Raw genomic sequence first — 12,391 nt, forward strand, 5'->3', positions numbered from 1 at the left:
TGGCGAACTTCTTCGTTAGCGCTAACATCGGACACTGTTAGCGCTAACGAACCCAGTGGAGACGCACGACGATGAGCGAGACCATGACCACGGATGCTGCGCGCGCGGCGATCCTCGAGGGGCGCACGTCCCTCGGCATCGAGCTCGGTTCCACCCGCATCAAGGCCTGCCTGGTCGGCCCGGACCCGACCGAGGTGCTCGCCGTCGGCAGCCACGAGTGGGAGAACGAGTTCGTCGACCGCCGCTGGACCTACTCGCTGGAGGCCGTCTGGTCGGGCCTGCAGGCCGCCTATGCCGATCTGGTCGACGACGTGCGGCGCCGGTACGACGTCGTGCCCGAGACCTTCGGCGCGATCGGCGTGTCGGCGATGATGCACGGCTACCTCGCGTTCGACGCCGACGGCGAGCTGCTCGTGCCGTTCCGCACGTGGCGGAACACCTCGACCGGCCCCGCCGCGGCCGAGCTCAGCGAGCGGTTCGGGATCAACATCCCGCTGCGCTGGTCGATCGCGCACCTGCACCAGGCGGTGCTCGACGAGGAGGCGCACGTCGGCGACATCCGTTCGTTCACGACCCTCGCCGGATACGTGCACTGGAGGCTCACCGGTCGGAACGTGCTCGGCGTCGGCGACGCCTCGGGGATGTTCCCGATCGACTCGGCGACCGGCTCGTACGACGCGCGGCTCGTCGCCGCCTACGACGCGCTCGTCGCCTCGCGTGCCCCCGGCGTGAAGGTCGCCGAGCTGCTCCCCGAGGTGCTGCCCGCGGGCCGCGTCGCGGGCGAGCTCACCGAGGCGGGCGCGGCGCTCCTCGACCCGTCGGGCGCGCTCCGCGCCGGCATCCCGTTCTGCCCGCCCGAGGGCGACGCCGGCACGGGCATGGTCGCGACCGACGCGGTCGCGCCGCGCACCGGCAACGTCAGCGCGGGCACGAGCATCTTCGCGATGGTCGTGCTGGAGCATCCGCTGGCGAACGCCCACGACGAGCTCGACCTCGTGACGACGCCCGCGGGCGATCCGGTCGCGATGGTGCACTGCAACAACGGCGCGAGCGAGCTCGCCGCATGGGCGGGCGTCTTCGGGCGGTTCGCCGCTGCCGCGGGCACCGAGCTCTCGGCCGACGAGGTGTTCGAGGCGCTGTTCCGCGAGGCGCTCGAGGGCGAAGCCGACGCCGGCGGCCTCATCGCCTACAACCAGCTCGCGGGCGAGCCCATCGCGGGCCTCGAGGAGGGGCGGCCCATGGTCGTCCGCACGCCCGACAGCCGGCTCACGCTCGCCAACCTCATGCGCGCCCAGATCTACGGCGTGTACGGCACGCTCGCGCTCGGCATGCGCGTGCTGCACGACGAGGGCGTCGGCCTCGACCGCATGACCGCTCACGGCGGCATCTTCCGGACGGCGGGCGTGGCGCAGCGATTCCTCGCCGGCGCACTCGACGCGCCCGTCGCCGTCGGCGAGACCGCGTCCGAGGGCGGCGCGTGGGGTATCGCCGTTCTCGCCGCGTACCTCGGCGCCGCCGATGAACTCGACCTCGGCACGTACCTCTCCGAGCGCGTGTTCGCGAGCGCCGCGATCGACGTCGCCGATCCCGACCCGGCGGATGTCGCCGGCTTCGCCGCCTACCTCGACCGCTACGCCGCGGGCCTCGCCGCCGAGGCGGCCGCCGTGGCATCCCTCTGACCGACCGACTTCCGAACCACGAAGGACCGCACATGACCCGCACCCCGCTCACCACCTCCCTCGACGGCTACGAGGTCTGGTTCCTCACCGGGAGCCAGCACCTGTACGGCCCCGAGACCCTCGCCCAGGTCGCCGACCAGTCGCGCACCATCGCCGAGGCGCTCGACGCGGCATCCGACGTGCCCGTGACGGTCGTCTGGAAGCCCGTGCTCACCGACTCGGCCGCGATCAAGCAGGTCGCGCTCGAGGCGAACGCCGCCGCGAACGTCATCGGCGTCGTCGCGTGGATGCACACGTTCAGCCCCGCGAAGATGTGGATCGCCGGCCTCGACGCGCTGCAGAAGCCGCTTGCGCACCTGCACACGCAGGCGAACGTCGAGCTGCCGTGGGGCGACATCGACTTCGACTTCATGAACCTCAACCAGGCGGCGCACGGCGACCGCGAGTTCGGGTACATCCAGACCCGGCTCGGCGTGCCGCGGAAGACCATCGTCGGGCACGCCTCCGACCCGCGCGTGCAGCGCGAGCTCGGCACGTGGCAGCGCGCGGCGGCCGGCCTCGCGGCATCCCGTTCGCTGAAGCTCGTGCGTTTCGGGGACAACATGCGCTACGTCGCGGTCACCGAGGGCGACAAGACCGAGGCCGAGCTCCGGTTCGGCGTCCAGGTCAACACCTGGGGCGTCAACGAGCTCGCGGAGGCCGTGCACGCGGCATCCGATGCCGACATCGACGCGCTCGTCGCGGAGTACGAGGAGCTCTACGAGGTCGAGGCGTCGCTGCGCGCGGGCGGCGAGCGCCACGAGTCGTTGCGCTACGGCGCGGCCGTCGAGATCGGGCTGCGTTCGTTCCTCGAGGAGGGCGGCTTCGGCGCGTTCACGACCTCGTTCGAGGACCTCGGCGCGCTCCGCCAGCTGCCCGGTCTCGCGGTGCAGCGCCTGCAGGCCGAGGGGTACGGCTTCGGCGCCGAGGGCGACTGGAAGACCGCGATCCTCGTGCGGGTCGCGAACGTGATGGGCGCAGGGCTGCCCGGCGGCGCGACCCTCATGGAGGACTACACCTACGACCTCACGCCCGGCGACGAGCTGATCCTCGGCGCGCACATGCTCGAGGTCGCGCCGTCGATCACGACCGCGAAGCCGTCGCTCGAGATCCACCCGCTCGGCATCGGCGGCAAGGAGGACCCGGTGCGCCTGGTCTTCACGGCCGACCCCGGCCCCGCGGTCGTCGTCGCGCTGTCCGACATGCGCGACCGGTTCCGGCTCACCGCGAACGTCGTCGAGAACGTGGCGCCTCGCGAGGCCCTGCCGAAGCTGCCCGTCGGCCGCGCGATCTGGAAGCCCGCCCCCGACTTCCAGACGTCGGCCGCCGCATGGCTCACCGCCGGCGCCGCGCACCACACGGTCATGTCGACCGCGGTCGGCGTCGAGGTGTTCCGCGACTTCGCCGAGATGGCGAAGGTCGAGCTGCTCGTCATCGACGAGGACACCACGCAGCGCGGCTTCGAGCGCGAAGTACGGTGGAACCAGGCCTACTACCGACTGGCGCAGGGCCTCTGAAGGAGAGCCTCGTGAGCGGTGCGGATGCCTCGGCGCGGGCCGGCGACGGTCCGGCCGGGGCATCCGGCGCTGCCGGGGCCGGGACATCCGCCCCGGCCGCCTCCGATCCGGCGGGCGTGCCGACGATGTTCGACGTCGCGCGGCACGCGGGCGTCTCGCACCAGACGGTGTCGCGGGTGCTCAACGACCTGCCCGGCGTCGCCGCCGCGACCCGCGTGCGGGTGCGCGAGGCGATCGCCGAGCTGAGCTACACGCCGTCGCCGACGGCACGAGCCATGGCGCGACGCCGCTCGGGATCGATCGGGCTCATCCAGGCCGGCCGCCCCGACTACGGCCCGTCGAGCGCCGCGCTCGGGTTCAACGAGGCGGCCCGCGACGCGGGGTACACGGTGAGCCAGGCGAGCATGCGCACGCTCGACGCCGACGTGCTGCGGGAGGCCGTGCACCGGCTCGTGCTGCAGCGGGTCGAGGCGATCGTGCTCATCTCGGGCGAGCGCGAGGGCATCGACGTGCTGCGCGGCATCGACGCCGGCGTGCCCGTCGTGGCCGTGGCATCCGAGGTCGAACCCGGCCTGCACCGCGTCTCGTTCGACCAGGCCGCCGGAGCCCGGCTCGCGACCGAGCACCTCATCGCCCTCGGGCACCGGCGCATCGCGCACGTGGCCGGCCCCGCCGACTCGATGGACGCCGCCGAGCGCCGCCGAGGTGTCGCCGCCGCGCTGGCGGACCACGGGCTCGAGGTGCGCGAGCCGATCGCGGGCGACTGGCTCGCGGCATCCGGTCACGCGGCGGGCCGCCGCCTGCTCGCCGACGGGTGGGCCAGTGCCGTCGTCGTCGGCAACGACCAGATGTCGCTCGGGCTGCTGCACGCGTGCCACGAGGCCGGCGTCTCGGTGCCGGGCGACCTCAGTGTCGTGGGGTTCGACGACATCCCGGAGGCCGCGTACTTCACGCCCGCACTGACGACCGTGCGGCAGGACTTCGACTCGCTCGGCCGCGACATCATGGCGACCGTCGCCGACGTGCTGCGCGACGAGGCCGCCGCGCCCGACCGCACCTCGCGCGTGCCCGAGCTCGTCGTGCGCGAGAGCACCGCCCCGCCGCGCCCGATCCCGTTGGTGCGCGAGAGCGCCGGCGCGCCGCGCGCCTGAGCCCTCTCGGATCGGCGCCCCCACGAGTCTGCAGGATGACGTGCGCGGTGGTCGGCGTAGGGGGCTCATCGGTCGCCTCATCCTGCGAATCGCCCCGCGGCGATGCGCCCGGAGCCGCCTTCGGATGCGAGTTCGCAGGATCAGCGCCGCGACGGGGCTCCCAGGCGCAGCATCGGCGCTCTCATCCTGCGAACTGCAGCGCGGATGCCGCCGGGCCCGCCGAGCGGGGACATGTCCCCGATTCGCGGCGGCGACGGGTGCTCGCGCTCGAACCTGGTGGAACGTTATGCGGCGGATACTTCTTCCCCCGAAATCGGAGAGTCGCTGCCACCCGCTCGGTCACGCGGCACCCCTCGGCGCGGCGCACTCTGCCGCCGGGGGCGTTCGTCGCGTCAGGCGGCGGAGTAGTCGGGGAGCTGCTGCAGCGTCCAGCGGTTGCCGTCGGGATCGCGCAGGGTGATGAAGCGGCCCCATGCCTGCTCGTCGACGCCCTCGCACTCGACGCCCTTCGCGCGCAGGTCGGCGAGCACGGCGTCGGCGTCCGGGATCACGACCTGGATGACGTCGAGGGATCCCGGCTCGAGGGTGTTGCCCAGGCCCTCGCCGAAGGCGATCGAGCACGCCGATCCGGGCGGGGTGAGCTGCACGAAGCGCAGGTCGTCGCTCACGCGCTGGTCGTGGTCGGCGTTGAAGCCGAGCTTGTCGACGTAGAACGCCTTCGCGCGGTCGACGTCGCTGACGGGCACGTGGATGAGCTCGATCTTCCAGTCCATGGTGGTCCTCCTGTTCGGGCCGGGCGGCGGATGCCCCGGCTGGGCTGATGCCTCCAGTGTGGCGCGTGAAGCGGTCAGTTCCTGTCCGGAATGCGATCCGGCACCGAATCGCCGGGGAGGTCGCCCGCCGAGCGCGCCCGCGGGCGCGATGGGAGGATGGATCCCATGACCACGCTCAACATCACCGGGGATGCCGTTGCCGACGACCTGCTGAGCAGCGACGCGTTCGCCCTGCTCACGGGCATGCTGCTCGACCAGCAGGTCGCGATGGAGACCGCGTTCGCGGGGCCGGCGAAGATCCGGGACCGGGTCGGCACGATCGAGCCCGCGGCCATCGCGGCGGTCGAGCCCGACCGGTTCGTCGAGGCGTTCAGGCAGCCGCCGGCCGTGCACCGCTACCCGGGCTCGATGGCCGGACGCGTGCAGGCGCTCGCCGCCGCCGTCCGCGACGACTGGGGCGGCGACGCCGCCGCGATCTGGACGCAGGGCGACCCCGACGGCGCCGAGGTGCTCAGGCGCCTGAAGGCGCTGCCGGGATTCGGCGAGCAGAAGGCGAAGATCTTCCTGGCCCTGCTCGGCAAGCAGTGCGGCCTCGAGGCGAGCGGATGGCGCGAGGCCGCCGGCCACTACGGCGAGGAGGGGTCGTTCTCGTCGGTCGCCGACATCGTCGACCCCGAGTCGCTCGCGAAGGTCCGCGCCACGAAGCAGGCCGCGAAGGCCGCCGCGAAGGCCGCCAAGCCGTAGCGCGCCGCCGGCGGGCGCGACCGCTCAGCGCGCCGCGGCCGCCCGCTCGTGCCAGGCGCGCGCGGTCGCGGCGAGCAAATCGTCCCAGTCCGTCGGCACGAGGCCGAACGTGCCCGTCGTGTCCGCGGCATCCACGACGAACGGCCGCTCGAACTGGTACAGCACGCCGGTCACCTCGCGGAGCACGGGCACGACGAGGCCGAGCGAGGAGAGGGCCCACCGCGGCATCCGTCGCAGTCTCGGCTCGCCGGTGCCCGCGAGCTCGCCGAGTTCCGTGAGCACCGAGCGGACGCTCGCGGGCGGGTTCGACGGCACGATCCAGCCGGCGCCCCACGCGCGGTCGTCGCGACCGAGCACCTCGAGCGTCGCGGCGATGTCGTCGACGGCGGTCCACGAGTGCGGCGCGTCGGGGTCGCCGAAGACGGTCGCGGGCCTCCCGGCGAGCGTCGCCGCGGCGTACCGGGGAAGCAGCCCGTTCGACACCGGCGCGGTCGGCCCGAGGTAGTCGGATGCCCGCGCCTCGGCGACCCGCACGCGGCCGGCGCGGTGCGCGGCGAGCGCCTCCTCCCACATGCGGACGCGCAGCGCTCCCTTGTGGTCGGACGGCCGGAGCGGCGTGTCGCGACGCATCGGCCCGTCGACGGGCCCGTACCCGTAGAGGTTGCCCATGATGACGAGCACCGCGCCGGATGCCTCGGCCGCGTGCAGGATCGAGGTCGCGAGCGGCGGCCAGACGCGTTCCCACTTCGTGTAGTCGCCGGGGTTGGCGCAGTTGTAGACGACCCGCGCTCCGCGGGCGGCTTCGGCGAGGCGCTCACCGTCGCTCGCGTCGAGCGCGTCGGCGTCGACGAGCGGATGCCGCGGCCCGCGGCCCGAGCGGGTGACCACCCGCACGCGCTCACCGGCCTCCGCGAGGCGCCGGGCGAGGGCGGAGCCGACCGGGCCGGCGCCGACGATGAGGTGTGCGACGGAGTCCATGGTGCGCATCCTTCCCGGTGCAGGTTACGCCGCGGTGACGCCCGACGACGTTCTCCATTGCATGAGGTTCCGATGCGGTCACGCCGCGCTGACGTCCGGGGCCGCGCGCCGAGGCATGAGATTCCGGGTGAAGCGTGCGGTGGGAGGTCCGTCGTGAGGATCTCCATGCAGCATGATGCGGCGAGAGATGAGCGATCACATTTCGTCCGGCCGGCCGTCGATCCGGTGCGGATGGAGCGCTTGCGCGACAGTGGAAATCACCGCCGACCTGCGGATTCGACCGTGCCGGACCTTGAACCGGCAGCGTGACGCATCCGTTATCGAATTGCCACTTGTGAGCGCTCACTTGTGAGCGCTAACATTCCAAGCGCGGCCCGAACGGACTGGCCGCCCGGCGCACCGAGACTCCGCAGCAGCCCCCGACGCCGGCCGTGAACAAGGAGGTTCCAGCTGATGAAGAAGACGCTCATCGGCATCGCCGCCACTGGCGCGATGCTCCTCGCCCTCACCGGATGCGCCACCAGCGGCGACGCCTCGGCCGAGGGTCCCAAGCCGCTCGACGAACTCGTGGTCGGATTCGCCCAGGTCGGCGCCGAGTCGGGTTGGCGCACCGCGAACACGAAGGACATCCAGGCGTCCTTCGAGGAGGCGGGCATCGAGCTCAAGTTCTCCGACGCGCAGCAGAAGCAGGAGAACCAGATCAAGGCGATCCGCTCGTACATCCAGCAGCAGGTCGACGTCATCGCGTTCTCGCCCGTCGTCGAGACCGGCTGGGACGCCGTGCTCAACGAGGCGAAGGCCGCCGGCATCCCCGTGGTGCTCACCGACCGCGCGGTCGACTCGCAGGACGACTCGCTCTACGTCAGCTTCCTCGGCTCCGACTTCGTCGAGGAGGGCGAGAAGGCCGGGCAGTGGGTGCTCGACGAGTACGCCGACACGACCGAGCCCGTGCAGATCATCCAGCTCGAGGGCACGACGGGCGCCGCGCCCGCGATCGACCGTGCCGAGGGCTTCGCCGAGGTCATCGCCGCGAACCCGAACCTCGAGGTCGTCGCCAGCCAGACCGGCGACTTCACCCGTGCGGGCGGCAAGCAGGTGACCGAGGCGCTGCTGAAGTCGAACCCCGACGTCGACCTCATCTACGCGCACAACGACGACATGGGACTCGGCGCGATCGAGGCGATCGAGGCGGCCGGCCTGGAGCCGGGCGTCGACATCAAGATCGTCACGGTCGACGCGGTCAAGGACGGCATGCAGGCGCTCGCCGACGGGAAGATCAACTTCATCGTCGAGTGCTCCCCGCTCCTCGGCAAGCAGCTCGTCGACATCGTGAAGCAGATCAACGACGGTGAGGAGCCCGAGAAGCGCATCATCACCGAGGAGACCACCTTCACGCAGGAAGAGGCGATCGAGGCCCTGCCCACCCGCCAGTACTGACCCGGTCAGGCGGGCGCCCGACTGGCGCCCGCCTGACCCGCCGGGTGCGCGGTCGTCCATGCCGCGCACCCGGTACCCTCGTCCCACCCGGCGCCGACCCCGGGCGCCCCGGCGCCACCCCGGCGCAGTCGAGCGGATGCCGCATCCGCTCGCGGACTCGATGGAGAGCACCGTGACCCAGCAGACCGAACCCGCCGCTTCCGCTCCGGCCCCGGTCGTCGAGATGCGCGGCATCTCGATCGGCTTCCCGGGCGTGAAGGCCCTCGACGGCGTCGACTTCCGCATGTTCCCCGGCGAGGTGCACTCGCTCATGGGCGAGAACGGCGCGGGCAAGTCGACGCTCATCAAGGCGCTGACCGGCGTCTACGGCATCGACGCCGGAACGATCACCCTCGCCGGGAGGCAGGTCTCGTTCACCGGACCGGCCCAGGCGCAGGCGGCCGGCATCTCGACGGTGTACCAGGAGGTCAACCTCCTGCCGAACCTGTCCGTGGCCGAGAACATCATGCTCGGCCGCGAGCCTCGCCGCTTCGGCGGCATCCACTGGCGCGCGATGCGCCGCCGCAGTGCCGAGCTGCTCGCCGGCCTGCACCTCGACGTCGACCCGGGCTCGCTCCTCGGCGACCACTCGCTCGCGGTGCAGCAGCTCATCGCGATCGCCCGCGCGATCGACGTGAACGCGAAGGTCCTCATCCTCGACGAGCCGACGTCGAGCCTCGACGCCGACGAGGTCGCCGAGCTGTTCCGCGTCATCCGCTCCCTCAAGGAGCAGGGCGTCGCCATCCTGTTCGTCTCGCACTTCCTCGACCAGGTGTACGAGATCTGCGACCGGCTGACGGTGCTCCGCAACGGAAAGCTCGTGGGGGAGTACCTCACCGACGAGCTGCTGCGCATCGACCTCGTGCAGAAGATGATCGGCAAGGAGCTCACCGCGCTCGACGACCTCGAGCACCGGGCGCGCGCCGCGGTCGTCGACGAATCGGATGCCGCGACCTTCGTCTCGGCGTCGAGGCTCGGCCGTCGCGGGGCGATCTCCCCGGCCGACCTGCCGATCGCGGCGGGCGAGGTCGTGGGGCTCGCGGGCCTGCTCGGCTCGGGTCGCACCGAGCTCGCACGGCTGCTCGGCGGGATCGATCGGGCCGACACGGGCGAGCTGAGGATCGCCGGCGAGCAGGTGCGCCTCCGCACCCCGCGGCAGGCGATCGCGAAGCGCATCGCGTTCTCGTCGGAGAACCGGCGCGACGAGGGCATCGTCGGCGACCTGACCGTGCGCGACAACATCGTGCTCGCCCTGCAGGCCGATCGCGGTTGGGCACGGCCCATCCCGAAGAAGAAGCAGGACGAGCTGGCGCAGTCCTACATCCAGGCCCTCAACATCCGACCCGGCAACCCCGACGCGCTCGTGCGCAACCTGTCGGGCGGCAACCAGCAGAAGGTGCTGCTCGCCCGGTGGCTGGCGATCGCACCCCGCCTGCTGATCCTCGACGAGCCGACGCGCGGCATCGACGTCGGGGCGAAGGCCGAGATCCAGAAGCTCGTGTTCAACCTCGCCGAGAACGGCATGAGCGTGCTCTTCATCTCGGCCGAGCTCGAGGAGGTGCTGCGCCTGAGCCACCGGGTCGCGGTGCTCCGCGACCGCACCGTCGTCGCCGACATCGAGAACGACGGCCTCACGGTCGACGCGCTGCTCGCGCTCATCGCCGACGGGCGGGTCGCCTCCGACGACGAGGCCCTCGACGAGCGGGCACCCGCCGTCGCGGTGCCTGCGGGCGCCGCCCACGCGGCATCCGCCCTCGCACCCTCGGCCGCCGACCCCGGCACCGCCGTCCCCTCCGAACCATCCGCCCCCACCCCCGAAGGAGGCCGCTCGTGACGACGCTCGCCAAGATGGCGTCGAGCCGGCTGTTCTGGCCGGTCGTCATGCTGCTCGTCCTGTTCGCGATCAACCTGGTCGCGTTCCCCGGGTTCTTCGAGATCACGGTGCGCGACGGGCAGCTGTTCGGCAGCCTCATCGACATCCTGCGCAACGGCGCGCCGACGCTGATCATCGCGGTCGGCATGACGCTCGTCATCGCCACGCGCGGCATCGACCTCTCGGTCGGCGCGGTCGCGGCGATCTCGGGCGCGGTCGCGTGCTCGATCATCCTCGGCTCGCCGAACCCGGGCAGCCTCGCGACGGTCGCGGTCGCCGTGTCGGTCGCGCTGCTCATCTCCCTGGTGCTCGGCGTGTGGAACGGGTTCCTCGTCGCCGTCCTCGGCATCCAGCCGATCATCGCGACGCTCATCCTGATGACGGCGGGCCGGGGTGTGGCGATGCTCATCACCGAGGGGCAGATCCTCACCGTGAACAGCCCGCCGTTCAAGTTCCTCGGCTCGGGGTTCTGGCTCGGGGTGCCGGTCGCGGTGATCATCGCGGCGGTCGTGTTCGGCGTCGCGGCGCTGCTCACCCGCCGCACCGCGCTCGGCATGTTCATCGAGTCGGTCGGCATCAACCCCGAGGCCAGCCGGCAGGCGGGCGTGCGGGCGCGCGGACTGCTCTTCGCGGTGTACACGTTCTGCGCGCTGTGCGCGGCGATCGCGGGCCTCATCCTCACGGCGAACACCGCGGCGGCCGACGCCAACAACACGGGGCTCTTCATCGAGCTCGACGCGATCCTCGCGGTCGTGATCGGCGGCACCTCCCTCGCCGGCGGCCGCTACTCGCTCGTCGGCACCCTGGTCGGCGCGCTCGTCATCCAGACCCTCGTGACCACGGTGTACACGGTCGGCATCCCGCCGATCGCGACCATGGTCTTCAAGGCCGCGGTGGTCACCGCCGTGTGCCTGCTCCAGTCGCCCACGACGGCCGAGGCCCTGAGCGGCTTCCGACGACGACTCGCCGTCCGATCCGGGAAGGGGGTGGCCGCATCATGACGAAGCTCCTCGAGGCGCCCACGACGAACCGACCGCCGCGCACCGGCCGCGGACCGGGCCGCGGCCGAGGCGCCGGCGCGGCCGGGGCCGGCGGCTCCGGTCGACGCGGGCCGCTCGCCGCCGCGCTCGGCCTGCTCACGAGCCCGAAGTACGGCCCGGTCACGGTCACGGGCCTGCTGTTCGTCGCGATCTTCGTGATCGGCGGCTTCCGCTACCGGGGCTTCCTCTCCGGGCAGGTGTTCCTGAACCTCTTCGTCGACAACGCGTACCTGATCGTCCTGGCGGTCGGCATGACGTTCGTGATCCTGACGGGCGGCATCGACCTGTCGGTCGGCGCGGTCGTCGCCCTGTCGGGGATGATCGCCGCGAGCCTGCTGCAGACCGGGTGGTCTCCGGGCGTCGTGATCCCGCTGATCCTCGTGCTCACGAGCATCCTGGGCCTGCTCGTCGGGCTCATGATCCACGTCTTCAAGGTGCAGCCCTTCATCGCGACGCTCGCGGCGATGTTCCTCGCGCGGGGCCTCTGCTACGTGATCAGCCAGTCGTCCATCTCGATCACCGACCCGACGTTCGTGCAGCTCGCGGTCTCGCGAATCCCGCTCGGCGCGGGCCTGTCGATCACGCCGAGCGTGATCATCGCGCTCGTCGTCGTGGCGCTCGCCGTGTGGGTGCTGCACGGCACGCGGTTCGGCCGCACGGTGTACGCGATCGGCGGCGGCGAGCAGTCGGGCCTGCTCATGGGCCTGCCGGTGGCGCGCACCAAGGTGCTCGTCTACGTGATCTCGGGCTTCTGCTCGGGCCTGGCCGGCGTGCTGTTCACCTTCTACACGCTCTCGGGCTACCCGCTCACCGCGATCGGCACCGAGCTCGACGCGATCGCCGCGGTCGTGATCGGCGGCACGCTGCTGACGGGCGGGTACGGCTTCGTGCTCGGCTCGGTGCTCGGCGTGCTCGTGCTCGGCGTCATCCAGACGATCATCACCTTCGAGGGCACGCTGTCGTCGTGGTGGACGAAGATCTTCATCGGCGCGCTGCTGCTCGTGTTCATCATCCTGCAGAAGGTGCTGACGGCCAGGAGGCGGTGAGGCGGAGCATCCGTGCCGCGCACCGAGGCGTCGCGCCCCGGTCGGGGGACGGAAGCCTCCCCGAGGCGGGACGGG

Annotated in this window: 10 protein-coding genes; 8 read left to right on the top strand and 2 right to left on the bottom strand. The window is 72.0% G+C overall.

Translation table 11 applies throughout. The annotated features are described in order from the left end of the window. The first annotated feature begins 71 nt into the window (after positions 1 to 71). From ACULK2_RS02880 to ACULK2_RS02890, 3 genes are read left to right on the top strand one after another with little or no spacing between them, the layout of a single operon-like run. Positions 72 to 1,679 (top strand): xylulokinase, encoded by a 1,608-nt coding sequence (locus ACULK2_RS02880; protein ID WP_445970111.1) that lies wholly within the window; start codon positions 72 to 74, stop codon positions 1,677 to 1,679. Between the two features lie 32 nt (positions 1,680 to 1,711). Beyond that, complete coding sequence (araA, locus tag ACULK2_RS02885; protein WP_445970110.1) at positions 1,712 to 3,235, top strand: L-arabinose isomerase; 1,524 nt, start codon at positions 1,712 to 1,714, stop codon at positions 3,233 to 3,235. Positions 3,236 to 3,246: 11 nt separating this feature from the next. Beyond that, a complete protein-coding gene (locus tag ACULK2_RS02890) occupies positions 3,247 to 4,386 on the top strand; it encodes a LacI family DNA-binding transcriptional regulator (RefSeq protein WP_445970109.1) in 1,140 nt (379 codons plus the stop codon). 392 nt (positions 4,387 to 4,778) lie between these two features. Here ACULK2_RS02890 and ACULK2_RS02895 read toward each other — a convergent pair whose 3' ends face one another. Further along, entirely contained in the window at positions 4,779 to 5,159 is a 381-nt protein-coding gene (locus tag ACULK2_RS02895; RefSeq protein WP_445970108.1) for a glyoxalase superfamily protein, read from the bottom strand. A 156-nt stretch (positions 5,160 to 5,315) separates the two neighbouring features. Here ACULK2_RS02895 and ACULK2_RS02900 point away from each other — a divergent pair, with 156 nt between their 5' ends. After that, positions 5,316 to 5,903 carry an HhH-GPD-type base excision DNA repair protein gene (locus tag ACULK2_RS02900; RefSeq protein ID WP_445970107.1) on the top strand — a complete coding sequence of 196 codons (588 nt, stop codon included), beginning with the start codon at positions 5,316 to 5,318 and terminating at the stop codon, positions 5,901 to 5,903. Positions 5,904 to 5,927: 24 nt separating this feature from the next. On the opposite strand, the gene ACULK2_RS02905 is transcribed toward ACULK2_RS02900, so the two are convergent. Continuing rightward, complete coding sequence (locus ACULK2_RS02905; RefSeq protein ID WP_445970106.1) at positions 5,928 to 6,881, bottom strand: NAD-dependent epimerase/dehydratase family protein; 954 nt, start codon at positions 6,879 to 6,881, stop codon at positions 5,928 to 5,930. A gap of 453 nt (positions 6,882 to 7,334) precedes the next feature. On the opposite strand from ACULK2_RS02905, the gene ACULK2_RS02910 reads away from it, so the two are divergent. The 4 genes from ACULK2_RS02910 (at position 7,335) to yjfF (ending at position 12,316) form a co-directional block, all read left to right on the top strand. Next, positions 7,335 to 8,318, top strand: coding sequence for an ABC transporter substrate-binding protein (locus ACULK2_RS02910; protein WP_445970105.1), 984 nt, complete (start codon positions 7,335 to 7,337; stop codon positions 8,316 to 8,318). A 160-nt stretch (positions 8,319 to 8,478) separates the two neighbouring features. Beyond that, positions 8,479 to 10,191: a sugar ABC transporter ATP-binding protein gene (locus ACULK2_RS02915; protein WP_445969065.1), complete on the top strand. Its 1,713-nt coding sequence runs from the start codon at positions 8,479 to 8,481 to the stop codon at positions 10,189 to 10,191. Beyond that, positions 10,188 to 11,231, top strand: a complete 1,044-nt coding sequence (locus tag ACULK2_RS02920) for an ABC transporter permease (protein WP_445969064.1) — start codon at positions 10,188 to 10,190, stop codon at positions 11,229 to 11,231. Before ACULK2_RS02915 ends, ACULK2_RS02920 begins: the two co-directional genes overlap by 4 nt. Then, on the top strand, positions 11,228 to 12,316 hold the full coding sequence (gene yjfF, locus ACULK2_RS02925) for a galactofuranose ABC transporter, permease protein YjfF (RefSeq protein ID WP_445969063.1): 1,089 nt from the start codon (positions 11,228 to 11,230) through the stop codon (positions 12,314 to 12,316). Before ACULK2_RS02920 ends, yjfF begins: the two co-directional genes overlap by 4 nt. The last annotated feature ends 75 nt before the right edge of the window (positions 12,317 to 12,391 follow it).

It is taken from the genome of Agromyces molybdatiresistens, from assembly GCF_052748445.2.